The following is a 24395-nucleotide window of genomic DNA, read 5'->3' on the forward strand; positions in this document are numbered from 1 at the left end:
ATGAGAATTTTAGTTTTAAACTCAGGTAGCAGCTCGATAAAATTTCAACTTTTTGAAATGCAGACAAAAACAAGCCTAGCAAGCGGTCTAGTCGAGCAAATCGGCAGCTCTAGCTCAAGGGCGGTGTTAAAGGCAAATGGCGAAGTTTATGAGATAAAACGCTTCATAAAAGACCACCACGACGGACTTGAGGCGATGAACGAACTCTTTACCACCTCGCATACGCTGCACGATCTAAGCGAACTTGACGGCATCGGACACAGGATAGTTCATGGTGGCGAGAGCTTTTTTAGCTCGATGATCGTTGATGAAAGCGTGATAAAAAAGATCGAGGAGATAAGCCCTCTTGCCCCACTTCACAACCCAGGGCACCTTGCTGGCATCAAAAACGCGATGAAAGAGAGCAAAAACGTGCCTCACGTGGTCGTTTTTGACACTGTGTTTCATCAAAGCATGCCAGAGTACGCCTACCGCTACGCCCTACCCTACGACGTTTGCAAGACCCATCACATCAGAAAATACGGCTTTCACGGCACTTCACACAGATATGTCTGCAAACAAGCTGCTAAAATGCTTGGCATAGAGTTTGATAAATTTAACGCTATCTCACTTCATCTAGGCAACGGCGCCTCAGCTTGTGCGGTGCAAAATGGCAAAAGCATCGACACTTCGATGGGACTTAGTCCGCTTGAAGGGCTCATAATGGGCACAAGAAGCGGCGACATGGACCCAGCCGTGGTCATCTATCTGCTAAATATCGGCGTTTTAAAGTGGAACGAGATCGATAACTTTTTAAATAAAAAGAGCGGACTTTTTGGAATTTGTAGCTCAAGCGACATGAGAGAGGTCGTAGCTAAGATGCAAAACGACGAGCGCGCAAAGCTTGCATTTGAGATGTTTTGCTACCGAGTGAAAAAGTATATCGGATCATACTACGCCATTTTAGGGCGAGTTGATGCGCTCATATTCACTGGCGGTATCGGCGAAAATGCGCCAAATACAAGGCAAAAAATTTGTGATGATCTAAAACATCTTGGCATCCACATCAACCATGAGCTAAATTTCTCTAACGAGCGAGGCGAGAGGTGCATAGATGAAGAAGGCGCTAAGATAAAAACGCTCATCATCCCAACCAACGAAGAGCTTGAGATCGCTATAGAAACAGCCAGAGTGATAAAAGAGAGAACGCTTTAAGCATGAAATTTCCACTTGACTGCAAAGATAGTTTTGAAAGCTCATTTATCTTTTGGCTAACTCGCTATGTCAAATTTAAGCTTAGCTCGCTTTCAAACAAGGAGCTAAGAGATCCAAAGGCGCTTGCAAGTGTAAATTTCGCCTTAAGCCGCGAGATAAAAAACATAGAGCAGCTTGATGGGCTGGTAAAAAGCGCTAGAAATGCAGGACTTACTGGCATAAATACCTACTTTAACCCGCTTAAAAAGATATATGAGACGATGAAATTTTATGAGCTTAGCAGCCTAAAGCAGATCGATGAAGAGCTGCTAAGTGAAATATTAGCCAGCACCACTGGCGGACTAAGTGATGCGAGCAAGAAAAACTACAGAATTTCAGTGATAAATTTCTTTGCCTTTTTAGACAAACAAAACGAAGAGGACGGCAAGGCTCATGTTTTTGATATAAATTTAAAAAACTGGGGCGGCGTTAGTGGCAATAAAGGGCAAAAGCTGCCTGAGTTTATGGGTGAAGATGAGGTCAAGAAATTTCTTGAAGCGATCGAGGAGAGCGACTTTAAGCAAAACTCAAACCGCAACAAGCTCATCATAAAAATCATCATCTTTACCGGAATTCGTGTAAGCGAGGCGCTAAATTTAAAGAGAAAAGATATTACTGAAGATGGTGATCTTTTTATCATTAGAATTCGTGGTAAAGGCAACAAATACCGCATCGTAATGATAAAGCGCCACCTAATCGAAGCTCATCTAAACGCAATCGCTATAAACTACATAAACAAAGAGGGCTATCTTTTTATAAATAAAAAAGGCACAAGGCTCACGCAAGCTTATGTTAGCCGCATAGTGGAGCAAATTTTATTTAAAGCAGGCATCAGAAAAGAGAAAAACGGCGCTCACATGCTGCGCCACACCTTTGCAACGATGCTTTATAAAAAGCAAAAAGACCTTGTGCTAGTGCAAGAAGCCCTTGGGCATGCGAGCCTAAATACCTCGCGAATTTACACGCACTTTGATAGTGATAAGCTAAAACTAGCTGCCAAAGTGGCTGAGGATCTGGCGAATGAGTAAATTTAAATCAAATTTTATGCATTAATAGCGAGAAAAACATAAATTCTATCGTTTCGTCTTGCAAGACAAGCTTTGCTCTGCTAAAAATGCTAGAAATTTGAAGATAAAAGGCTTGATAAGCTGGTAGATAGCTATCTTAAATTTAAAGTCGCCTATCTTTGTCTTTTGGGTGAGGAGCTTCATCTTTGGTGAGCTTGACATAAACCGCTTTATAACGGGGCAAATTTAGCTTAAAGCCCAAGCAATCCAAAGGCAAACGCCTATACACTCTTAACTTTATAACGAGACAAATTTGGCTTGGAGCGCTAAAACTAGCCATTTTTCTAGCTCATGCCGTCCTTTTTGTTTTCATAATTAGTGCGACACTTTATGCAGTTGCAAACGTTATAAACGAATATCTGCAAAATGCCATTAGACTAATCGGGGTAAATTTTATAGTTGGCACCTTGTGTGTTTTGTCATAAGCATTTGATGATTGCCTATCTTTCTAATTAGTAGCGCCGTGAGAAAGTAAAATTTAGAAAAATTTTAAAATTCACAGGCGAAGCAAGCCTAAAAAACTACTTCGCCTCGCGGCATAAAATTAACCCTGCTTATATAAAAAGTGCGTAGTTTTGACGCAAGATGTGGCTTGTCTTTATGCCTATTTTGTATTAGCCGCTTTCATAAGGGCGGCAGTTTAATTTAATTGATGTGAAATTTAGCCTGCTCGCAAAGTTAAATTTGACTATTTTTTAGCCTTTGACTCCTCTTCTTCTACCGTTTTATTCGCCTCTTGCTCTTTAAACTCTTCAAAAAGCTCATCATATCTAGCCTTAGCGTTTTCATAGACACCAGATGGCAAGGTGATATTTAGATCGTCCTTTAGGCTTATGACGTCATCGCAGGCGTTTTGATAGCCAAGGTCGCAGCTTTTCATAAAATAGCTCACGCCAAGCTCGATATTTGAGTGCTTTTTTAGATCACTATCCATCTGCTCGTTTATCTCTTCATTTACAAACATATCGCCCAAAGCCTCGCACGAAAGCACATCTTTTTGCTCGCAACCATCGTAAAAAATTTCATACGCAGTTGCGTAGTCTCCGGCGTTTAGTGCCTCATTGCCCCTATCGTAGTCATCGATGTCAAAGCCTGAGGCTAAGCTTAAGATTAGAGCTAAAAAAACTATATTTTTCATATAAAACTCGGTGCGTCGTTTGAAAATAGTATAAGATCGCCAGCGTGCGTGTTTTGGGCTAAAATTTCTTGCATTTTGTTCTTGTCCTTTAGGATGATGATCTTTGGCTTAACGATATGTTTTAGCAGAGTTTGGGCGTTTAGCGAGCTTGTGATGATGACTAGGTCAAAAATTTCATTTATCACCTTGGCCAAATTTGCATTTTGCTCAGCATCGCTCTCAACGATACCAGGCGTTAGCAGCACTTTTCTACCAGCGTAAGTGCTTACAAGCTCGTAGCTTGCGCTCATGCCTGAGAAATTTCCATTAAAGCTATCATCGATTATCAGCTTGCCACCAGCCTCGATCTTGCTTAGGCGGTGCTCGACGTTTTTCATCTTAGATAGCGCACTACTTATCGCCTCATCGCTCATTTTTAGGTATCTTGCCACCTTGATGCAAACGGCTAAATTTGTAGCATTAAATTTACCAAGTAGCGGCGAAGCGTAGTTTTTGCCATCAAGCGTAAATGAAATTCCATCTAAATTTGCATTTATATCTTTTAAGCTCTCATCATAAATTTCTAAATTTTGGCTTGGCTCTTTTTTTGTTGAGCTATGTAAAAATGCCATTTGCAAGCGAGCGCTTTGCAGTGCTTCAAGCTTTGTCACGCGGATGTTATCAAGCGTTTTAAAGTACTCTATGTGTTGCGCGCCGATCTCGCCAACGATTACTATTTGTGGATTTAGAAATTTAGTGATCTCTAGGATGTCGCCCTTTAGTCTAGCACCTGCTTCAGCGATGTAAATTTGCGTTTGCTCGCTTAAATTTTCGTTGATATCTTTAATGATACCAGCCATTGTATTTACGCTACGAGGCGTTTTGTAGCAGACAAAGCTATCTTTTAAAATTTCAAAGAGGAAATTTTTGATGCTCGTTTTGCCGTAGCTTGCGGTGATTAGGATAATCTTTAGCTCTTTGTTTGCGCCAAGTTTTTTAAGCGCCTTGTTTTTAAAGCCTTGAAATTTGATCTTTTCTAAAATTTCACTAAAAAATAGGCTCACGACCAAGACAAAAAGTGGCATAGGAGCTAAAAACGCCTTATGGATGATTAAATTTAAAGCGTAGTTTAAGATGATAGCGCAAGCAAGGATGGCAAAAAAGTGCTTGATCCTACCTGTAAAGACTAGCTTTTTATCAAGTTTTTTATGCCAAAGATAAAGAGCTGGCAAGAGCGCAAAGTAAAAATAGATAAAAAACCACTTGCCAGTCGTGTAAAATAGCACCAAAGGCACGATGAAGAAAAAGACGTGCCAAGCGGGCTTTGTGAAGTGAAAGAGCACGCGCTCAGGCCTATATGAAAACCACTGAAAGCAAGTGATCACATAAAAAGCAAGCGCAAAGATAAATAAAACTGTGCTCAGACTTAAAAATATACTCATCTTATCTCCTCGATCCCGCTCTCATCGTCATCTAGCACGACATTTTTTGCTTCATTTAGCTCAAAATTTATCCCTTTTTCTATCTCATCACATATAAATTTAGCGTGAAGCAAAAAGAAAAAGTGATCGCCGCTAAGCGGGAAAAATGAGCTATTTTTGATAAGTCTATCTATGCTCTCGCCGCTTGTTACAGGCGTTGCCTTGTCATTTTCACCCCAAAATATAAAAGCTCTGCCCCCAAAGTCAGCAAAATGCTTTGTAAAATCCTCATCAACAACGTTTTTTAGGGTTTCATACATAACTCTACTCATGCCGCTCACATCTTTTGTAGCAAAGAGTTTGTAAAATTTACCAAAGCCAAATATCTTTAAAATTTTAAATATCGCTATCTTTGCTCGTACGATAAATGGCTTTTTGACAACTATGCCAGCAGAGCTTAAAAGCACTAGATATGGTGGTTTTAGAAGCGTTGCGACCTTGCCACCAAAGCTATGTCCTGCGATGATGTCTGGTTTTATGCCAAGCTCGTCACAGAAATTTGCAACGATTTTTGCGTAGTCACTTGTTTTTAAAGGCTTAAAAATGGAGCTTTTGCCAAAGCCAGGCATATCGATATAGACGTGGCAAAACTCGCTTAGATATGAGCCAAAAGCCTTTTTCATTATCTCTTTATTAGCACCCCAGCCGTGCAAGAAAAGCACGGTTTTTGACGCTTTTGGATTTACTACCTCGTAGCTGATCTCATACTCGTCTGAGCCGTATTTTACTACCCTACTCGCCATCGTTTTCTCTCTTTTTAGCAGCATAAATGCTCTCAAGCACGCTTACAGCCTCGCAAAGGCGCTCATACTCTTCCATATTTAAAAGGACAGCTTCAAATTTATTGTTTTTAACGATGACAGCGCGCTTTAGCTCGCTAGCTCCCACGCGTGAAAGCACTGAGCTAAAATTTCTAACCACCTCGGTTGCTGTATAAATTTCATCTTTTGTAAAAGTTACCATTGTCGCTCTTTATGTAAAATTTTATGTAAAATATCACAAACTACTTTATATATCACTAAATAAATTAGAGCTTGCCGCTACCTTTTACCGAAGTGATCGAGTTTATAAATTTATAATCAATCTTTATCTCACGCTCTTTTGGAAGTGAGTTAGCAAGGGCGTTTAGCGTGCTCTCAAAATCCTCAAACAGATAGTTTGCAAGGCTGCCTGGGTTTGGATTGATCTCGTTTAGATAAACCTCGTCATCTATCACGAAAAAGTCGCATCTAATGATCGCTCCGTCAAATCCACAATCATAAATTTTAGAAAAGTTAAATTTAAGCTTTTGCTTTAGCTCTTCAGAAATTTCCGCCTCTTTTACCTTGTTTTCATTTGAAAAACTAAGATATTTTTGCTCGTAGTCAAGAAATTCTTTCTTTTTTGGCTCTTCGACGATAGAAAATTTGATCTTTCCATCGATCTTGCAGCCTGCTAGGTTATACTCTTTGACACCTTTTATAAATGGCTCTACTAAAACATCTTTATCAAATTCAAACGCCACATCTTTTGCGTAAGCTAGCTCGCTATCATCATGCACGACGCTCACGCCGATGCTGCTGCCTAGCCTTGCTGGCTTTAATATAATAGGATAGTGAAATTTTGGCTCACTTTGACGAGTTAGCATCTCATAGTCAAGCGCCTTTACGCCAGCCTTTTGCGCTAGAAATTTAGTAAGCTCTTTGTTGTAGCTAAGCGCGCTTGCTTCAAGCCTTGGACCTATGTATTTTATGCCGTAAAAGTCAAAAAGTGCCGCTATCTTGCCATCTTCGCCGTCCATGCCGTGGATCAAATTTATAATGACATCACATTCAACTTTGTTTGCACCAAAAAGCGATTGCGCGTAAAAGCCACCCTTTGCTAAAGATAGTTTCTTTGAGTTTTTGTATTTGCCAGAGCTAAAGAAATTTGCTCTCATATCTTTTTGCTCTATCAAGTAAAAGTCTCTACTTGCATCGCAAAATATAAATTTTAGCTCCTGTTTTAGGACGTTTTTTAAAACTATCGCGCTTACTATGCTTATCTCATGCTCAAAACTCTTTGCCCCAAATATCACGCCTAAATTCATCTTTTTTATCCTTATCCTAGTTTTTTAAGTGCCTCTTTTATAAGATCGCTCGTGTTTTCACTCTTACAATCAGGCAAAATTTTCACTATCTTTTCACGCTTAAAGCCAAGTGCCTCAAGTGCCAAAAGCGCCTCATTTTGGTAGCTTGGCACGCTCTCGTCGCTTATTAGTTTAGCGTCACTTAGCTCGGCTATTATGCGCCTAGCTGTCTTTGGTCCGATACCTGGCACGCTTTTAAAAGTGTCCGCATCGCCGCTCATTATGGCATTTGTAAATGCCTGCGAGCTAAGGCTTGAGCAAACCGCCATCGCTGTGCTAGCGCCTATACCATTTAGCTTGATGAGCATCTCAAACATCTTTTGCTCGTTTGCGTCTAAAAAGCCGTAGAGTAAATTTGCGTCCTCTCTTATGATCTGCGTTATGGCGAGCTCGACCTTTTCGCCTTTACTAAGTTTTGCTGAGCAAAAAAGCGAGATGAAAATCCCATAACTTACGCCGCTATTTGTCTTAAGTATGGCAAATGCAGGCTCTTTTTTCGTAACGACGCCTTCGATTGCTTTTATCATCATTTAACCTTTTGTTCCATGAAATTTATATCCGCGTAGTCTTCAAGTTTGTTTGACTTTTTGATCTTGTATTCGACCTCGCCGCCGTTATCAAATTTATCTAGCGTGATGACGTGAGCGGTCTCGTTTTGCTTCGAGATGTAGGTGACATTTTGCGGAGGATCGACGATGACAAATCTTATCTCATTTAGCTCTATCCAGTTGCCTCTGTTTATCACTTTGGCTGAGAATATGCCATTTTGCATCATCTCAAGCTCATCTTTTAGATCAGCCAAAAGCTCTTTTTTCTCTTTAAATATCCTAAGCAAGGTGTTATACTCATTAACAAGCCCTTGATACTCTTTTAGCTTTTTCATAAACGTAACTGGCGGTATCACTTTGGCTTTTGAGAGCTCCTCGATCTTAGCTTTTATCGTGTAGATCGAGTCTTTGTTCTCGTTGATGACATTTTTCTTGCTCTCTATGTTTTTTAGAAGCGTAGCTAGCTCAGACTTGGTGCTCTCTATCTTGCTTAGCTGATCTTGCGTAGCCTCCGCACTTTCTGGCATCTTGCTAGCGTCGATGATAAATTTATTATCAGTGCCTCTTAGATATCTAACGTCTATTAGGTGCGAGGCAGTGATGGTGCAGTTTGAGCCAAGCGTGTCTATCTGGATATTTTGAGCTGTTATAGAGCCACCAACTACGCTATTTATCTTCACTCTTTTTGCTATGACAGTGCCACCTTCAAGTCTATCTATCTCGACGCTTTCAGCCTCAACCTTGCCTATATGGATAGAAATTTTGGCGTGTTTGGCATAAATTTTAGCCTTTTGGTGCGTTTGTCCGCCGATATTTACATCATTTGCCTTGACCATCGCATTTGCGCCGACGTTTCCTTTTACCTCGATCTCATCAGCCTCCACGATGATACCAGTGCCGATAGCGTCTTTTATCGTGTCAGTTTCGCGAACTACTAATGTGACGTTTGTGTCGGTGCCTGCTTGGATCGAGCCAGTCGTTTTAAAATTTGCTTCATTTATCTCTATGCGCTCTTCGATGTCAAAAGAGCCGTTTTTCTCGACCACGTAGCCTGCTTTTTTAGCGATATATTTTATGCTCTCATCATTTTCTACGCGCTCGATATTTTCGCTTATGCTTATCTCTTTTTCGCTCTCTTCTTTTGGCTTTGCAACCTCTATAAGCTTGCCTCTTACGTCGCGTCCATTTGCGCCCTCGTGTGACTTTTTCTCCTCCATTATCACTTCATCTTTTGCCACGCCAAAGACAAAGCCCCTATCAGCGTAATCAACCTTATCTTCTTCTTTTATATCATCAAGCTTATCTTTGTAGTAGTAGATGATCTTAGCATCGATCGCTTTTTTAGGGTTGATGCCTTGGGTTAAATTTAGTGTGTAGTCCTTGTCAAGCTCGCCTTTTACGTGGATTATCGAGGCGATTTGCTTTAGCTCCTCTTTTAGCTTGCCGATCCTTATGCCTATTAAAATTTGAGCCTTCATAAGCTGCTTGGCGATGTATTCATAAAGCTTATCTTCGTAGTGCTGTTCGTATTCGCACTCTTTGCTCGCTCTAACCTTTGCGATGACCTTTGTGATGGTTGAATTTACGCCGATATCGATCTTTGGCAGCTTTGGCGTGGCATTTAGCCTAACGTCAAAAAACTCCACGTCATAGACCTGCTCGATCTCTAGCGTCTCGTCAAGATAAAATGTGTTGTCATCAAAAAAGCTTAAATTTTCTTCAGGGACAAAAACTGGTTCGACGTTGTCTTTATTTTTGTAGTAAGTTAAGATATTTGAGAGTTTAAAATCTATAAATTCTACCGGCACGCTGTATTGTTTGCTTAGCTCTTTAAGCGATAGATAAGGTGTTGAAGTTTGAATTTGCGTTGGCGGTAAAAATCTCTCGTTTTCTTGCACGTTCTCGCTCAAATTTGATCCATTTCACATAAAATTTTGGCTCTTATTATCTCTAAAACTTTATTAAATTTGGGTTATGTAAGCTTTAAAGCATCTTTTGTTACTATTGCGTTTTAAATTTACTAGGTGGGCGATGTTTATAAAAGGCTTTTTTTCAAACTCAGTTGGCATCATGACTTCAAGGATTTTAGGACTTATAAGAGATCTTTTAACGGCTTCTATCCTTGGTGCTGGCATATTTAGCGACCTCTTTTTTATAGCATTTAAGATACCAAATTTATTTCGCCGCATCTTTGGCGAGGGTGCCTTTACGCAAGCATTTTTGCCAAATTTTGCAAATAACAAGAAAAAAGCGATCTTTCAAGCTGAAATTTTCATCAAATTTCTACTTTTTATAGGCGTTTTGACGCTTCTTGTAAATTTATTTACCCCCTACTTTATAAAGATCATCGCAAGCGGCTTGAGCGAGCAAAATATCACAGACGCAGTGCCACTTGTGCGTATAAATTTCTACTATCTAGCGCTTGTCTATATCGTCACTTTCATGGGTGCGCTACTTCAGTATAAAGGGCACTTTGCAACGACTGCATTTTCTACTGCGCTACTAAATTTAGCCATGATCGCTTCACTACTTTTGGCTCGTGGCAAGAGCGAGAGCGTGGTTGCGCTTTATCTTAGCTTTGGCGTCGTTGCAGGCGGCATTTTGCAGGTTTTAGTGCATCTAGTTGCTATGAAATTTAACGCCTTAAATAAAATTTTCTGGGGCGGTCTAAGCGGATATTTTAAGGGCAAAAGAGCGCAAAGCAAAGGATTTTTTATAAATTTCTACCACGGCTTACTTGGCTCAAGTGCGATGCAGATAAGCGCATTTATGGATACTTGGTTAGCTAGCTTTTTGGTAAGTGGCTCGATAAGCTACCTCTTTTATGCAAATAGAATTTTCCAGCTCCCGCTTGCCATCTTTGCGATCGCGCTCTCTCAGGCACTATTTCCAAAGATCACTAGACTTTTAAAGCAAAAAGACGAAGCAAACGCCCTATTTTGGACAAAAAAGAGCTTTTATCTGCTCCTTTGTGCCCTGCTAGCAGCCACGATCACAGGCGTTGTGCTAAGCGAGTTTATCATCTGGCTTTTGTTTGAAAGGGGAAATTTCGTAAGGGCAAACACGACCGAGTGCGCCAAGGTGCTAAGCGCCTATTTGGTGGGGCTTACGCCATTTGGACTGGCTAAAATTTTCTCACTTTGGCTCTATGCAAATATGAAGCAAAAAGAGGCAGCCAAAATTTCTATCATCTGCCTTGTGATAAATTTGATCCTAGCAGTCATTTTGATGCAGAAATTTGGAGCTGCTGGCCTTGCATTTGCAAGCTCGCTTGGGGGATTTTTACAGCTTATTTTATATATAAGAGCCTTTGGAGCTAAGCGATTTTTAGCTATAATCGAGCCTAAATTTATAGCCGCCATCGCACTTTTGGCGGTTTTGCTCTATTTTGGTTTAACATTTTTAAAGGATATATTTAATGCGAATTTTTGATACTTCTAAAAGAGAAAAGGTTGAGTTTAGCCCTATTAAAGATGGCGAAGTTAGCATCTATCTGTGCGGCCCAACAGTCTATGACGACGCGCATTTGGGACATGCAAAGTCAGCCGTTAGCTTTGATCTTTTAAGAAGGGTCTTAAAAGCGCTTGGCTACAAGGTCAAATTTGCAAGAAACTACACCGATATCGATGATAAAATTTTAAATAAAATGGCGCAGACTGGTCAAAGCCTAGAGGAGATCACAAACAAATATATAGCGCATTATGAGAGCGACATGGGCGCTTTAAATGTGCTTGATCCAGACTTTAAACCAAAGGCTACGCAGTGCTTGGAGGCGATCATTAGCTACATCGAGCTGCTTATGGATCGAGGCGTGGCGTATAAGACGAGCGATGGAATTTACTTTGATACGAGCAAGGATAGTGGCTATTTTAGCATCAGCGGCAAGGATAATAACACCGATCTAATCGCGCGCGTGGCTAGTTTTGGCGAGAAAAGAGACGAAAAAGACTTTGTGCTTTGGAAATTTGACGAGAAATGGTACGAGAGCCCATTTGGCAAGGGTCGCCCTGGCTGGCACACTGAGTGCGTGGCGATGATAAGAGAATTTCTAAGCGATAAAGAAAATGATAAATTTGAGATCGACATCCACGCTGGCGGTATCGACCTGCTCTTTCCGCACCACGAAAATGAGGCAAGCCAGTGCAGATGCGCCTATCATAAAAATTTGAGCAAATACTGGATGCACAACGGATTTATAAAAGTAAATAACGAAAAGATGAGCAAGAGCCTAAACAATAGCTTTTTTGTAAAAGACGCCCTAAAAAACGTTCATGGCGAAGTGCTTAGATATTATTTGCTTACGAGCCATTATAGGGCTCATTTTAACTATTCAGATGAAGATCTTGTGGCTTCAAAAAAGAGACTTGATAAAATTTATCGCCTCAAAAAAAGGGTCGATGGCGTGCAATCTGGCATGGTAAATGAGAGCTTTAAAAATGAGCTACTTGAGGCACTAAGTGATGATCTAAACGCTTCAAAAGCGCTTGCAAGCGTCGATGAGTTTGTAAAAACGGCAAATGAAAGACTTGATAACAACCCAAAAGATAAAGCATATAAGGCCGAAGTGGTGGCAAATTTAGAGCTTATAGGCGAAATTTTAGGCATTGCTATCACAAACTATGTGGAGTACTTTCAGTTTGGTGTAAGTGACGAGCAAAAAGAGCATATCCAAAAACTTCTTGACGAGCGCGCGGTAGCCAAAAAAGAGAGAAATTTCGCAAGGGCTGATGAGATAAGAGATGAGCTAGCAAAAATGAATATCTCTATCATGGATACGCCAAATGGCGCAGTTTGGGAGAGAAATAATGAATAATTTTGGTTTAAAAGATGTGCTAAAGCGCTTTGGTCCTTACTTTAAAGACTACATCCCACACTTCATCTTTGCCATCATCGGTATGGGGCTTGCCAGTGGTGGGACGGCGGTAAGTGCCTATCTTGTGGAGCCTGTGCTAAATAAAATTTTCGTTGAGAAAAACGAAAAGCTACTTTACATCTTGCCTTGCGCCATCATCGCGATCTACGTGATAAAAAACATCGGAACCTTCATGCAGGCCTATTTTACGGCATATATCGGGCAAGATACGATTAGAAGATTTCGCGAAAAGATGGTTGCAAACCTTTTAAATTTAGATATGGACTTTTTCAATGAATTTAGAACTGGCGAGCTAATCAGCAGAACAACAAACGACATCGACCGCATAAGATCAATAGTTTCAAGCATGATCCCTGAACTTACGAGGGAATTTATAACGATCATTGGCCTACTTTGCGTCGTCATCTATCAAAGTCCAAAGCTGGCATTTTTTGCCCTTGTCGTCATGCCAGTGGCGATCTATCCGATCTCGCGCCTTGCTAAAAGGATGAAGAAAATTTCAAAGCAGTCGCAAGAAAAAACATCAGACATCACCTCTGCGCTTAGTGAAATTTTTACAAATATCGAGATAATCAAAGCAAATAACGCCCAAGAATACGAGCATTCACGCTTTGTTGATGAAAATAACAAATTTTTTAGGCTAAATTTAAAAAGCGTCAAGATCGAGCAGCTAGTAAGCCCGCTAATGGAGACCATAGGCTCAATAGGCGTGGCAGCAGTAATCATCATAGGTGGTAAAGACGTCATCGACGGGCATATAAACATGGGCGCATTCTTTTCATTTTTAACAGCGCTTTTTATGCTCTACACCCCGCTAAAACGCATCGTAAATATCTATAATAAGATGCAAGATGCCATCGCAGCAAGCGAGAGGACGTTTTTCTTGATGGATAAGGTAAGCCAGATAAAAGATGGCCAAAATGAGCTAAACGAAGAGATAAATTTGATCAAATTTAACGACGTCCGCCTAAGCTACGGCGACAAAGAGGTCTTAAAAGGGATAAATTTAGAGGCAAATAAGTCAGAATTTATAGCCCTTGTTGGCTCAAGTGGCGGCGGAAAAAGCTCGCTTATGAATTTGCTTATGAGATTTTACGACGTAAATGGTGGAGAAATTTTGATAAACGGCACAAATTTAAAAGATATCAAAATTCACTCACTTCGCGAAAATATCGGCCTTGTGACGCAGCGTGTCTATATCTTTAACGATACGATCGCTAAAAACGTAGCTTACGGCAGAGAATTTGACGAAGATGCCGTAATAAACGCTCTAAAACTAGCAAATGCTTACGAGTTTGTAAGCAAGCTTGATGATGGCATAAACACTATCTTAAATGAATTTGGCACCAACCTCTCAGGCGGTCAAAGACAGCGTATCGCCATAGCAAGAGCACTTTATCAAAACCCACAAATCCTCATCTTTGACGAGGCTACATCAGCACTTGATAATGAGAGTGAAAAAGAGATCACAAAAGCGATAAATAATCTAAGAAGCAAGAAGATCATCTTTGTCATCGCTCACCGCCTAAGCACAGTTGAAAATGCCGATAAGATCGCAGTTTTGAGTGATGGCAAGATCATTGATAGCGGAAGCGACGAGGAGCTTAGCAAGAGAAATGAAATTTATGCAAGACTTAAGGGCAAAGCCTTAGTTTAAGGCGATTTTTGCTAAGATTTGCGTAAATTTTTAGGCATTTTAAAGAGGTTAAAATGAGCTTAAACTACGATACTTTAAAATCTATATTTTTTAAATTTGATCCTGAAACTGCCCACAAGATCGCTGAAGTAGCGATGGTTGGGGCAAATAAAATCTTCCCTGGCTCGCTAAGCTTTTTAGCGCACAAATGCGTGGTCGATGACAATGCACTAAAACAAAATTTATTCTCAAGCACCTACCACAACCCAGTTGGCATAGCTGGTGGCTTTGATAAAAACGCCACGATGTTTGAGGCGCTTACGGCTCTTGGTTTTGGACATTTAGAATTTGGCACTTTTACACCAAAACCACAACCTGGCAACACAAAACCAAGACTTTTTAGGCTCATAGACGAAGAGAGCATCCAAAATGCGATGGGCTTTAACAATGAAGGCTGCGAAGCTATCAAAAATAGAGTAAAAAAAATCTATCCTTTTACCATACCGATCTGGGCAAACATCGGCAAAAATAAGATTACGCCAAACGAAGATGCGATAAAAGACTATGAAATTTTAGTAAGAGAATTTAGCGAAATTTGCGATACATTTGTCATAAATGTCTCGTCGCCAAACACGCCAAATTTAAGAGCACTGCAAGATGAGAGCTTCATAAAAGAGCTTTTTAGCGTCATTTTGCCACTCACTAAAAAGCCGATCATCTTTAAAATAGCTCCAGATATGAGCCACGAAGATGCGATCAAGCTTTGTAGCTGTGCGGTAGAAAACGGCGCTAGTGGCATACTTATCTCAAATACAAGCGTTGATTATTCGCTCTCTCACTCGTCAAATTTAAAGGACTTTGGCGGACTAAGCGGCAAGGTGATCGCTCAAAAGTCAAAAGATATATTTAAAGCCGTGGCTGACGAGCTTTATGGCAAGACGACACTTATCGCATGTGGCGGCATAGATAGCGGTGCAGAGGCTTATGAGCGCATAAAAATGGGGGCAAATTTGGTGCAAATTTTTACAAGCTTTATCTTCAAAGGGCCGATGATCGCAAGATATATAAATTTAGAAATTTTAGAGCTTTTAAAAAGAGATGGCTTTGCTTCTATCAGCGAAGCAGTCGGCGCAAACGTTAAAAAATAGAGGGCAAGAGATTGATAAAATTTAATAAATTTAAACTAGACAACGGACTTGAAATTTATCACGTGCCAGTAAATCCTGGCTCAAAGGTGATAAGCGTCGATGTTTTTTACAAAGTGGGCTCTAGAAACGAAGTGATGGGCAAAAGTGGCATCGCTCACATGCTAGAGCATCTAAATTTTAAATCAACCAAAAATTTACGCGCAGGCGAGTTTGATGAGATAGTAAAAGGCTTTGGCGGCGTAAATAACGCAAGCACGGGCTTTGACTACACTCACTACTTCATAAAAGCCTCAAATGAAAATTTAGACAAAACACTTGGACTTTTTGCCGAGCTTATGAAAAATTTAAGCCTAAAAGATAAAGAATTTCAGCCAGAGCGCGAGGTGGTGCACGAGGAGCGCAGGTGGCGAACAGACAACAACCCTATGGGATACCTCTACTTTAGGCTCTACAACCACGCATTTATCTACCACCCATACCACTGGACGCCGATAGGTTTTATAAAAGATATCGAAAACTGGAAGATCGCTGATATAAAAGAATTTCACGCTACATACTATCAGCCAAAAAACGCCATTTTGATGATAAGTGGCGACATCGGCAAAGATGAGGCATTTAAGCTGGCTAAGAAAAACTTTAGCAGCATAAAAAACAAAAGAGCCATACCAAAACTGCACTGCAAAGAGCCTGAGCAAGACGGTGCAAGAAGGGCTATCATCTACAAAGATAGCCAAACGCAAATGCTAGCTATCGCTTATAAGATCCCAGACTTCAGACACGCTGATCAAGTGGGGCTAAATGCGATAAGCGAGTATCTAGCCACTGGCAAAAGTTCTATCTTACAACAGCGCCTTGTCGATGAGCTAATGCTTGTAAATCAAATTTACGCTTACAATATGAGCTGCGTTGATGAAAATTTATTTATATTTTTAGCAGTTTGCAACCCAGACGTCGAGGCTAGCGCGGTTGAGACTGAAATTTTAAAGATCATAGATGATCTAAAGAGAAAGCCAATCGACAAAGAGGACGTTTTAAGAGTTAAAAATTTGATAAAAACTGATTTTATCTACTCGTTTGAGAGCGCGAGCAAGGTGGCGAATTTATACGGCTCATACCTTGCAAGAGGTGACATAAAGCCACTTTACGAGCTTGAGAAAAATATAGATAAGATAGATGCCAAGCTTTTAAAAGAGATAGCAAATAGATATTTCAATGAAAAAACTAGCACGACAATAATCTTAAAAAAGGAATAGACGTGAAAAATTCGCTTCAAGGTGCGATGACAGCACTAATTACGCCATTTAAAAATCAAAAATTAGACGAAGCCAGTTTTGAAAAACTGATAAAAAGACAGATAAAACACGGCATAGACGTCGTTGTACCAGTGGGAACTACTGGCGAGAGCGCGACTCTAACGCATGATGAGCATAGAATTTGCATCGAGATCGCAGTAGATGCATGTAAAGGCACAAATGTCAAGGTGCTCGCTGGAGCTGGCAGCAACGCCACTCACGAGGCCATCGATATCGCTAAATTTGCCCAAGCTCACGGCGCTCACGGCATCTTATCAGTCGCTCCTTACTACAACAAACCAACTCAAGAAGGGCTTTACGAGCACTACAAGGCTATCGCAAATAGCATAGAAATTCCAGTGCTTCTTTACAACGTCCCAGGCAGAGTTGGCGTAGATATCTTGCCAGCGACCGTTTTTAGACTTTTTAAAGATTGTAAAAACATCTTTGGCATCAAAGAAGCAACAGGTAGCATCGATAGATGCGTCGATCTGCTAGCTCACGAGCCTGATTTAGTGGTCATTAGCGGCGAAGATGCGATAAACTACCCTATCCTATCATACGGTGGTAAGGGCGTCATCTCGGTCACTGCAAACCTCTTACCAGATCAAATTTCACAGCTCACTCACCTTGCGATGAACGAAGAGTATAAAAAAGCAAAACTGATAAATGACAACCTCTATACGATCAACAAAACGCTCTTTTGCGAAAGCAACCCGATACCGATCAAAGCGGCGATGTATCTAGCTGGGCTGATCGACACTTTGGAGTACCGCTTGCCACTTTGCAAACCGAGCAAAGAAAATTTCAAAAAGATCGAAGAAGTTATTAAAAATTACGAAATAAAGGGATTTTAATGAAGGACACACTAAACGAATTTAAAGGTAAAACGCTAGTCATCAGCGGCGGCACTAGAGGCATCGGCAGAGCCATAGTGGAAGAATTTGCAAAAGCTGGCGTCAATATAGCATTTACCTATAACTCAAACGAGGAGCTTGCCAAAGAGCAGGCAAAAGAGCTTGAGGCTACCTACAAGATAAAAGCTAGAGCCTATGCGCTAAACATCCTTGAGCCAGAGACTTATAAGGAGCTATTTTTAAAGATAGATGAGGACTTTGACAGGATTGATTTTTTCATCTCAAACGCTATCATCTCAGGTCGCGCAGTGGCTGGTGGATACACTAAATTTATGAAGCTAAAACCAAGAGGTATAAACAATATCTTCACAGCAACCGTAAATGCCTTTGTCGTAGGCACACAAGAGGCTGCAAAGCGCATGGAAAAAGTGGGCGGGGGCAGTATCATTAGCCTAAGCTCTACTGGAAATTTGGTCTATATCGAAAACTACGCAGGCCACGGCACAGCAAAAGCAGCCGTTGAGGCGATGGCAAGATACGCTGCGACCGAGCTTGGCGAGAAAAATATCCGCGTAAATGTCGTAAGTGGCGGTCCTATCGAGACAGACGCGCTAAGAGCCTTTACTAACTACGAAGAGGTGCGCGATATGACGGCAAAGCTTAGTCCGCTAAACCGCATGGGACAGCCTGCTGATCTAGCTGGAGCATGTCTATTTTTATGCTCGTCTAAGGCTAGTTGGGTGACTGGACATACATTTATAATAGATGGTGGCACGACTTTTAAATGAGAGAGAAATTTCTAGGCATAAAGGCATATTTGTGAGCTTAAATTTACCAAATTCACTGGCATTTTTTAGGATATTGCTAGCTCCGCTTATGTTTTTTATGCTCGTAAATGCGCCAGAAATTTTTGCGCAAATTCATATAAGCTGGATAAACTACTTCGCAGCCCTCATCTTTGTGATCGCCTCGGTGACTGACTTTTTTGACGGCTACATCGCTAGAAGCTGGGATCAAAAGACCAAGCTTGGCGCTATCCTTGATCCACTAGCTGATAAGATGCTGATCTTAGCTGCATTTTTGGGTCTTATGATGCTTGGCAGAGCGAGTGCTTGGGCTGTTTATCTTATCTTGGTAAGAGAATTTTTCATAACTGGCTTTCGTGTCGTGATGGCAAGTGACGGCGTCGAAGTCGCTGCTTCGATGGCTGGCAAGGTTAAAACCGTCTCGCAGATGTTTGCGGTTGGATTTTTGCTGATGAGCTGGCCTGGTGGCGAGCTTTTACTCTGGATCGCTGTTGCGCTCACGCTTTATTCTGGGTTTGAGTACATTTTTGCCTACGTAAAAGCAATGAAAAAGAGTTAAATTTGAGAACCGGAAACGCTATAATCTATCTAGCTAGCTTCGTCGTGGTCGCGGCGGGACTAAAGACTGCTAGCGTCGTCGTGCTACCGTTTTTGATGGCGGTTTTTATCGCTATCGTGGCGACGCCTGTGATAAATGCGCTCGAAAAGCTCAAATTTCCGCGCGTTTTAGCCTTCGCGCTAGTTACGGCGGTGGTGTTTTTGTCGCTGGGATTTATCGCAAACACCGTGATAAAGACGATAAACGGGCTAGTTAGCTACATGCCCGAGCTTCAGAGCAAATTTAAAGCCCTCGCCGATCATTACCACCAGATGCTAGCGAGCCACGGCCTAATCGATCTCGAGAGCATCGCCGCGCCCGCAGACTTTGATATAAATAAAATTTTTGCCGTACTGGGCGGATTTTTAAGGAGCGGCACCGAGCTCGTTTCAAAGAGCTTTTTCGTCTTTTTGCTCGTTACTTTTATGCTTTTTGAAGTGCAGGTATTTTCTCAAAAAGTCGAGTATTTTGCGAGCAAAAATCCGCAAACGAACCAGATCGTAGATACGTTTATATCAAATCTCAAGCGCTATCTCGCGATCAAGTCCGCAGCGTCGTTTGCGACGGGCGTTTTTATATTTATCGGGCTAAATTTTATCGGCGTGCCCTACGCGCCGCTTTGGGGTATTTTAGCTTTCGTGCTAAATTTTATCCCGACGATCGGCTCTATTATCGCGGCCGTCCCGGCGCTTTTGATGGCGCTTTTGCTAAACGACGCAGCCTCTTGTGCTTGGACTGCGGCACTATATCTAGCCGTAAATATCGTCATCGGCAACTTTATCGAGCCGAAATTTCTAGGCAAAAGCCTTGGTATAAGCACGCTTGTGGTGCTTTTGAGCCTACTTTTTTGGGGATTTTTGTTCGGCATCGGCGGTATGTTTTTAGCAGTACCGCTTACCATGAGCCTAAAGATCGCGCTTGACGCAAACCCGAGCACGAAATTTATCGCCGTTTTGCTCAGCGATAAACTCGAGCGGTAAAATCAAATTTAAAGGTAAGTTTTGAAAGGCATTCTCTTCACGCTAGCCCTGCTTTGCCTTGGGCTTTATGCGTATTCGTTTTATTTTTTAGTGACCGTTTTAGCCATTAGTTTTCTCATATTTTTCCATGAGCTTGGCCACTTTTTAGTAGCAAGAATGCTCGGCGTCAAAGTAAATACCTTTAGCATCGGCTTTGGCGAGAAAATTTACACCAAAAACGTTGGTGGCACCGACTACTGCCTAAGCGCGATCCCACTTGGCGGATACGTGCAGCTAAAAGGGCAAGATGACACCGACCCAAAGGCCAAAAACTACGACGCCGACAGCTACAATGTGCTAAGTCCCATAAGGCGCATTTACATCCTCTTTGCAGGGCCATTTTTTAACTTTATCTTGGCATTTTTCATATACATTTTGCTTGGATTTATCGGCGTTGAGAGGCTTGCTCCAAGTGTCGGCCACATAGCAGAAAACTCGGCAGCTGCAAGCGCTGGCATAGCAATAAACGATAAAATTTTAGCGATAAATGGCGTCAAGATAAACGAGTGGGACGAGATCAGTAAGAACGTAAAGCTTGAGCCAAGCGCCATTTTGATAGATCGCAACGGCTCGTCACTAACCATCAATTTAACACCAAAGATAGGCGAAACGATAAATTTATTTAATGAAAAGGTTCAGCGCCCACTGATCGGCATCCAGCCAAATGGCGAAGTGGTGAAAATTTATCACACAGGTTTAGAGAGCCTAAAATTTGCCTTTGGTGAGACAGTTGAGGCTTCAAAACTCATCTTTAAAAGCTTTGAAAAGCTAGTCGTTGGAGCTGTGCCACTAAAAGAGGTCGGAGGTATCGTGCAGATCGCCGATGTCACTTCAAAGGCCGCCAAGATCAGCCTTAGCGTGCTTCTAACCATCGTAGCGCTCATCTCTGTAAATTTAGGCGTGCTAAACCTCTTTCCCGTCCCTGCGCTTGATGGCGGGCACATTTTATTTAACATTTATGAACTAATTTTTAGACGCGAGATAAATGAGCGAGTGCTTGTTACGCTCACCTACTGCGGCTGGGCGCTACTGCTTGGCATCATGGTACTCGCAACATTTAATGACATTATGAGATTAAGCGGAGGTTTATGATGATAGTTTTAAAAGATCTACTTGAAAAGATAGAAAATTTAAGCAAAGATGTGACGCTAATAGCCGTTAGCAAAAATGTGACATGCACTGAAGTAAGGGAGCTTTACACACAGGGGCAAAGAAATTTTGGCGAAAATAGAGTCCAAGAGCTAGCCAAAAAAGAGCAAGAACTGCAAAATTTCACTGACATCAAATGGCACATGATAGGGCGTTTGCAAAACAATAAAATCAATCAAATGATAAACCTAAAGCCAGTGCTTTGGCAAAGCTGTGATAGCTTCGAAAGAGCCCTAGAGGTCGATAAAAGGCTTAGTTATAAGCTAGACACTTTACTTCAGATAAACTCGGCTGATGAAGATACAAAACAAGGTGTGAGCGTCGCAAATGCGACTGAAATTTATGAGCGCATCCAAAGCGAGTGTAAAAATATAAATTTAAAAGGCGTGATGAGCATCGGAGCGCATGTGGATGAGCCAAAAGAGGTGCAAAAAAGCTTTGAGCTAATATATAAAATTTATGAGAGCCTAAAACCAAAAGGCGCAACTATCTGCTCGATGGGCATGAGTAGCGACTTCGAACTAGCGATAAAATGTGGCTCAAATATGATCCGCCTTGGGACGATGCTATATCTGTAAATTTGTCCCTCTTGGGGCAAATTTACCTTTCTGCTCCTTTTTAAATTTTAATCTAAGTTATATGATTTTATAATGCAGTTAAATAAATTTTTAACGATAAAGGAGTAAATGTGTTTAAAAATTTTATTCTAACTGCTGTTGCGATCTTGTTTATCTCGGGTTGCGGTAGAGCTGAAAAGATAGCTAGGATCGAGCAAAAATGCGCAAATAATGAAGCTGTTTGGTGTTTAAAGCTTGGTAAAACATATGCCAGAAGAGACATCAACAAAGGTGTCATGTACTATCAAAAAGCTTGCGATCTAGGCGATAAAAGGGGTTGTTACAGACTTGCGGTTTTACTAAACTCAAAATCAATCAACTCAAAAAAAGACAATGAAACGATCGTAAAATCACTAACTAAATCATGCGATCTTGGCACGCCAAAAGCTTGCTTTGAGCTTGGCGAATACTACGAAGATGACCCAAAAATGCAAGGCAAAGCAAATGAGCTGTTTGCAAAATCATGCGAGCAAAGATTTGGTCTTGCTTGCTATAAGTTAGCTGACTTTTACGGCGAAAAAAACGATGCAGCCACACAAAAAAGCTACCTAGAGCTAGCGTGCAAATACCGCTATAAAGCAGCTTGCGAAGAAGTAGCCGAAGATAAAAAATAAATAACATTTTTTATGGGGAGGGCATATCTCCCCCGCACTCTTTTAATATCAAATTTGCTGGAACACCTTTTGCTTCAAACTATAAAAGAAGCTAGGAGGCAAACCATGAATGATATTAGCATCTTAAACACAAATGTAAATTCATACACCAAGCAACAACACAAACAAAATAGATCTTTAAATTTTAGTGATCTCTTTAACCAAAAGACCAAAGAAAAGATTAGCGAGCCAAGCCTAGAGCCAGCTAAATTTACTTATACCACTTCTTCGCAAAATAGCCTCATCTCATTAAATTTTAATGATCTTCAAGCTTATGGCTACACAGTAGATAAGGCTGGCTTTATGGGAGCTGATTTTAACAAGGCCGCAGGCTTGCCGCAAGACTTTAAAATCCACAAAAGTACGCTTGATGAGCTTAGTAGATTTGCCGAGCGCAACCATGTGCTAAACCGCATCAAGAGCAAGGACGAGCAGATAAAGATATTTGATAACATCGATATGGCTGATACCATAAAGCACTACTACAGACTATTTGATCAAATGACCTCTGCTTTAGGTGATGATAAAAAGAGCTACACCCTTGCAGATATAGGCAAACTACCAAAAGGTTACAGCACAAAAGGCACTCGCTATGATGCCAAAGGACACTTGCTAAAAGATCTATCAAACTCTACTATCTCAAACATCTACTCTAGCACTGATGAGCTAAATAGCGCTAAGTCTCTAAGTAAAGAACTATCAAGTGCAGGCGTTAGGCTCATAGTAAAAGAGGTTGATTTTACTATGAGCGAAGCAGGCGATGAGTTTAGTTTTAACCCTGATATGTCGGTATATCAAGCAGATGAAGGCTACAGCAAAGAGGCTCTTTTTATGGGATTTTTGCGTAGTTCTAAACCGCTACCAAGTGATAGTGCAAAGACTAAGCTTAGCAGTGCTGCCTTAAATGATATCTCAAGCACTGGAGAGCATAAAGAGTACTTTGTGGATTTTGAAAAGGTGGGTAAGGATAACGAGAGCATAAAAGCACTCATAAAAGAGAGGCTAAAAGAGCTAACCCTTTTAATGTATGCAAGATCAAAGAACATTAGCGCAGAAAGTGTTACCTCAAACGAATATGAGAAATTTAAGCCAACTAGCGAGGATATAAATTCTCTAGCAAAATCTTGGAGCGAGAGGATAAGTTCTATTAGCAAGACTTTTGTGTAGAGAGAAGTCATATATAAACTAAATTGTTGAAAGGTCGATTTAGTTATTAATTATACTCTTGCTCACAAAAGCATTATTAACCTAAGTAGGTTGATTAACTATCTAATATTAATAGATGGTTCATATTCTATGAGTGATTGTGGGTTAGTGTATAAAAACAGCACTGCTGGATAGGTGGTAATATGCTCTAATGCAAATTAATACCATTAAAACCTATGAAAGAGATGCTGGAATATCTAAATAAAGCGAGACCTTAACAATGCTTAATAATATAACCTATTCGCCAAATCTCAATAACAATTCACTATTTGAAGGAAAAGAATTTGCGAGTAGAGTTAATTATAAGAAAGTGATGGGCAATAGCACAAACTTTACTGGAGCTTTTAAATCCAACAATGATGGCAAACAAACCATTTGGGGCAAAACATCAGACAATGATTTAGAAGGACAAAAGATACGCCAAACTTTAGAAAGATTTGGTGTATCTTTTAGTAATGAGGGTCGCGAGCTTCTCGAGTCGTCTAATATAAGTGTAGATGAATTTATTGAGAGGTATTCTAAAGTTATAAATAGGAGTATGCCACAAGAGGTTGGTGACTATGGACTAATAGATCAAAAAAGCGATCATGAAGAACAAGACAATCAAACTGACACGCAAAAACAAGAAACTTTTAAACCTATGCAAGTAACTAAGAAATTTAAAACTTATGATATGCAAGCCGATGAAAAATTTAAAGAATTTTACAAATTTATAAAAACTGAATTTGATAATGGCGAAAGCATATTTGAAATTTTAGAAAAAGTCGCAAATAAAAAAGTGGATAAAACCGCATAAAAGGACTAAATTTAGAGCAATCATTGCTTTCTACAATAAAACAATGTAGCTATCTTTAATCCATTAAACCATCTTATTTAAAATTTGCTTCTTATCTATCTTTTGCATAAACTCTAAGACGTCTATGCCTCTTTTTTCTTTAAATTTTAAAAGCTCTCTTGCAAAGAGAAATTTCTGATCCTTGTTTATATC

24 protein-coding genes and 1 pseudogene are annotated in these 24395 nt (G+C 40.6%); 16 read left to right on the forward strand and 9 right to left on the reverse strand.

The genetic code is table 11. The features are described 5' to 3' along the window. A complete protein-coding gene (locus tag CVS86_RS01050; RefSeq protein WP_107790695.1) occupies window positions 1-1194 on the forward strand; it encodes an acetate kinase in 1194 nt (397 codons plus the stop codon). Window positions 1195-1196: 2 nt separating this feature from the next. Next, entirely contained in the window at window positions 1197-2261 is a 1065-nt protein-coding gene (locus tag CVS86_RS01055; protein ID WP_107790696.1) for a tyrosine-type recombinase/integrase, read from the forward strand. Window positions 2262-2306: 45 nt separating this feature from the next. Here the strand turns inward: CVS86_RS01055 and CVS86_RS09800 are convergent, their stop codons facing one another. From CVS86_RS09800 to CVS86_RS01090, 8 genes are all read right to left on the reverse strand, one after another. Beyond that, window positions 2307-2462, reverse strand: a complete 156-nt coding sequence (locus CVS86_RS09800) for a hypothetical protein (protein ID WP_159070802.1) — start codon at window positions 2460-2462, stop codon at window positions 2307-2309. A 526-nt stretch (window positions 2463-2988) separates the two neighbouring features. Beyond that, window positions 2989-3438, reverse strand: a complete 450-nt coding sequence (locus tag CVS86_RS01060; protein ID WP_107790697.1) for a hypothetical protein — start codon at window positions 3436-3438, stop codon at window positions 2989-2991. Next, window positions 3435-4859 carry a Mur ligase family protein gene (locus CVS86_RS01065; RefSeq protein ID WP_107790698.1) on the reverse strand — a complete coding sequence of 475 codons (1425 nt, stop codon included), beginning with the start codon at window positions 4857-4859 and terminating at the stop codon, window positions 3435-3437. Before CVS86_RS01065 ends, CVS86_RS01060 begins: the two co-directional genes overlap by 4 nt. Then, window positions 4856-5641, reverse strand: a complete 786-nt coding sequence (locus CVS86_RS01070; protein ID WP_107790699.1) for an alpha/beta fold hydrolase — start codon at window positions 5639-5641, stop codon at window positions 4856-4858. The genes CVS86_RS01065 and CVS86_RS01070 overlap by 4 nt, the downstream gene beginning before the upstream one ends. Next, window positions 5631-5861 carry a type II toxin-antitoxin system Phd/YefM family antitoxin gene (locus CVS86_RS01075; RefSeq protein ID WP_002942153.1) on the reverse strand — a complete coding sequence of 77 codons (231 nt, stop codon included), beginning with the start codon at window positions 5859-5861 and terminating at the stop codon, window positions 5631-5633. The genes CVS86_RS01070 and CVS86_RS01075 overlap by 11 nt, the downstream gene beginning before the upstream one ends. Window positions 5862-5925: 64 nt before the next feature. Next, window positions 5926-6966, reverse strand: a complete 1041-nt coding sequence (locus CVS86_RS01080) for a D-alanine--D-alanine ligase (RefSeq protein ID WP_107790700.1) — start codon at window positions 6964-6966, stop codon at window positions 5926-5928. 11 nt (window positions 6967-6977) lie between these two features. Further along, window positions 6978-7532 (reverse strand): Holliday junction branch migration protein RuvA, encoded by a 555-nt coding sequence (gene ruvA, locus CVS86_RS01085; protein ID WP_107790701.1) that lies wholly within the window; start codon window positions 7530-7532, stop codon window positions 6978-6980. Further along, entirely contained in the window at window positions 7532-9463 is a 1932-nt protein-coding gene (locus tag CVS86_RS01090) for a flagellar assembly protein A (RefSeq protein ID WP_107790702.1), read from the reverse strand. The genes ruvA and CVS86_RS01090 overlap by 1 nt, the downstream gene beginning before the upstream one ends. Window positions 9464-9584: 121 nt before the next feature. On the opposite strand from CVS86_RS01090, the gene murJ reads away from it, so the two are divergent. From murJ to CVS86_RS09945, 14 genes are all read left to right on the forward strand, one after another. After that, complete coding sequence (murJ, locus tag CVS86_RS01095; protein WP_107790703.1) at window positions 9585-10985, forward strand: murein biosynthesis integral membrane protein MurJ; 1401 nt, start codon at window positions 9585-9587, stop codon at window positions 10983-10985. Further along, window positions 10972-12366, forward strand: a complete 1395-nt coding sequence (gene cysS / locus CVS86_RS01100; protein WP_107790704.1) for a cysteine--tRNA ligase — start codon at window positions 10972-10974, stop codon at window positions 12364-12366. The genes murJ and cysS overlap by 14 nt, the downstream gene beginning before the upstream one ends. Next, window positions 12359-14083, forward strand: coding sequence for an ABC transporter ATP-binding protein (locus CVS86_RS01105; protein ID WP_107790705.1), 1725 nt, complete (start codon window positions 12359-12361; stop codon window positions 14081-14083). Before cysS ends, CVS86_RS01105 begins: the two co-directional genes overlap by 8 nt. Before the next feature lie 53 nt (window positions 14084-14136). Further along, a complete protein-coding gene (locus CVS86_RS01110) occupies window positions 14137-15210 on the forward strand; it encodes a quinone-dependent dihydroorotate dehydrogenase (protein ID WP_107790706.1) in 1074 nt (357 codons plus the stop codon). An 11-nt stretch (window positions 15211-15221) separates the two neighbouring features. After that, a complete protein-coding gene (locus tag CVS86_RS01115) occupies window positions 15222-16463 on the forward strand; it encodes a M16 family metallopeptidase (RefSeq protein WP_107790707.1) in 1242 nt (413 codons plus the stop codon). Window positions 16464-16489: 26 nt separating this feature from the next. Further along, the gene (gene dapA, locus CVS86_RS01120; protein ID WP_413784219.1) at window positions 16490-17359 is read left to right on the forward strand and encodes a 4-hydroxy-tetrahydrodipicolinate synthase; all 870 of its coding nucleotides are present in this window, start codon (window positions 16490-16492) and stop codon (window positions 17357-17359) included. Continuing rightward, window positions 17359-18147, forward strand: a complete 789-nt coding sequence (locus CVS86_RS01125) for an enoyl-ACP reductase (RefSeq protein WP_087577136.1) — start codon at window positions 17359-17361, stop codon at window positions 18145-18147. Before dapA ends, CVS86_RS01125 begins: the two co-directional genes overlap by 1 nt. A 31-nt stretch (window positions 18148-18178) precedes the next feature. Then, window positions 18179-18724, forward strand: a complete 546-nt coding sequence (gene pgsA / locus CVS86_RS01130) for a CDP-diacylglycerol--glycerol-3-phosphate 3-phosphatidyltransferase (protein ID WP_107790716.1) — start codon at window positions 18179-18181, stop codon at window positions 18722-18724. 23 nt (window positions 18725-18747) lie between these two features. Beyond that, window positions 18748-19743 (forward strand): AI-2E family transporter, encoded by a 996-nt coding sequence (locus tag CVS86_RS01135; protein WP_413784208.1) that lies wholly within the window; start codon window positions 18748-18750, stop codon window positions 19741-19743. Between the two features lie 21 nt (window positions 19744-19764). Then, window positions 19765-20874: an RIP metalloprotease RseP gene (gene rseP, locus CVS86_RS01140; protein WP_103644873.1), complete on the forward strand. Its 1110-nt coding sequence runs from the start codon at window positions 19765-19767 to the stop codon at window positions 20872-20874. Beyond that, window positions 20871-21509 (forward strand): YggS family pyridoxal phosphate-dependent enzyme, encoded by a 639-nt coding sequence (locus tag CVS86_RS01145; protein ID WP_199906498.1) that lies wholly within the window; start codon window positions 20871-20873, stop codon window positions 21507-21509. Before rseP ends, CVS86_RS01145 begins: the two co-directional genes overlap by 4 nt. A gap of 110 nt (window positions 21510-21619) precedes the next feature. Continuing rightward, window positions 21620-22162 carry a tetratricopeptide repeat protein gene (locus tag CVS86_RS01150; RefSeq protein WP_107790710.1) on the forward strand — a complete coding sequence of 181 codons (543 nt, stop codon included), beginning with the start codon at window positions 21620-21622 and terminating at the stop codon, window positions 22160-22162. A gap of 105 nt (window positions 22163-22267) precedes the next feature. Next, window positions 22268-23368, forward strand: coding sequence for a Cj0814 family flagellar-dependent secreted protein (locus tag CVS86_RS01155; protein ID WP_234399203.1), 1101 nt, complete (start codon window positions 22268-22270; stop codon window positions 23366-23368). 259 nt (window positions 23369-23627) lie between these two features. Then, window positions 23628-24203 carry a hypothetical protein gene (locus CVS86_RS09945; protein WP_234399204.1) on the forward strand — a complete coding sequence of 192 codons (576 nt, stop codon included), beginning with the start codon at window positions 23628-23630 and terminating at the stop codon, window positions 24201-24203. Window positions 24204-24266: 63 nt separating this feature from the next. Here CVS86_RS09945 and CVS86_RS01165 read toward each other — a convergent pair. Beyond that, window positions 24267-24395 (reverse strand): annotated as a pseudogene (locus CVS86_RS01165) (cell surface protein); the annotation flags it as partial.

Origin of the sequence: Campylobacter concisus (assembly GCF_003048605.1) — a bacterium.
Taxonomy (GTDB): Bacteria; Campylobacterota; Campylobacteria; order Campylobacterales; family Campylobacteraceae; genus Campylobacter_A; species Campylobacter_A concisus_BM.

Bases quoted from the DNA above. Each gene is read 5' to 3' on its own strand.
- CVS86_RS01050 (WP_107790695.1), top strand. From the start codon at position 1: ATGAGAATTTTAGTTTTAAACTCAGGTAGCAGCTCGATAAAATTTCAA.
- CVS86_RS01055 (WP_107790696.1), top strand. From the start codon at position 1,197: ATGAAATTTCCACTTGACTGCAAAGATAGTTTTGAAAGCTCATTTATC.
- CVS86_RS09800 (WP_159070802.1), bottom strand. From the start codon at position 2,462: ATGTCAAGCTCACCAAAGATGAAGCTCCTCACCCAAAAGACAAAGATA.
- CVS86_RS01060 (WP_107790697.1), bottom strand. From the start codon at position 3,438: ATGAAAAATATAGTTTTTTTAGCTCTAATCTTAAGCTTAGCCTCAGGC.
- CVS86_RS01065 (WP_107790698.1), bottom strand. From the start codon at position 4,859: ATGAGTATATTTTTAAGTCTGAGCACAGTTTTATTTATCTTTGCGCTT.
- CVS86_RS01070 (WP_107790699.1), bottom strand. From the start codon at position 5,641: ATGGCGAGTAGGGTAGTAAAATACGGCTCAGACGAGTATGAGATCAGC.
- CVS86_RS01075 (WP_002942153.1), bottom strand. From the start codon at position 5,861: ATGGTAACTTTTACAAAAGATGAAATTTATACAGCAACCGAGGTGGTT.
- CVS86_RS01080 (WP_107790700.1), bottom strand. From the start codon at position 6,966: ATGAATTTAGGCGTGATATTTGGGGCAAAGAGTTTTGAGCATGAGATA.
- ruvA (WP_107790701.1), bottom strand. From the start codon at position 7,532: ATGATAAAAGCAATCGAAGGCGTCGTTACGAAAAAAGAGCCTGCATTT.
- murJ (WP_107790703.1), top strand. From the start codon at position 9,585: ATGTTTATAAAAGGCTTTTTTTCAAACTCAGTTGGCATCATGACTTCA.
- cysS (WP_107790704.1), top strand. From the start codon at position 10,972: ATGCGAATTTTTGATACTTCTAAAAGAGAAAAGGTTGAGTTTAGCCCT.
- CVS86_RS01105 (WP_107790705.1), top strand. From the start codon at position 12,359: ATGAATAATTTTGGTTTAAAAGATGTGCTAAAGCGCTTTGGTCCTTAC.
- CVS86_RS01110 (WP_107790706.1), top strand. From the start codon at position 14,137: ATGAGCTTAAACTACGATACTTTAAAATCTATATTTTTTAAATTTGAT.
- dapA (WP_413784219.1), top strand. From the start codon at position 16,490: ATGACAGCACTAATTACGCCATTTAAAAATCAAAAATTAGACGAAGCC.
- CVS86_RS01125 (WP_087577136.1), top strand. From the start codon at position 17,359: ATGAAGGACACACTAAACGAATTTAAAGGTAAAACGCTAGTCATCAGC.
- CVS86_RS01145 (WP_199906498.1), top strand. From the start codon at position 20,871: ATGATGATAGTTTTAAAAGATCTACTTGAAAAGATAGAAAATTTAAGC.
- CVS86_RS01155 (WP_234399203.1), top strand. From the start codon at position 22,268: ATGAATGATATTAGCATCTTAAACACAAATGTAAATTCATACACCAAG.
- CVS86_RS09945 (WP_234399204.1), top strand. From the start codon at position 23,628: ATGCTTAATAATATAACCTATTCGCCAAATCTCAATAACAATTCACTA.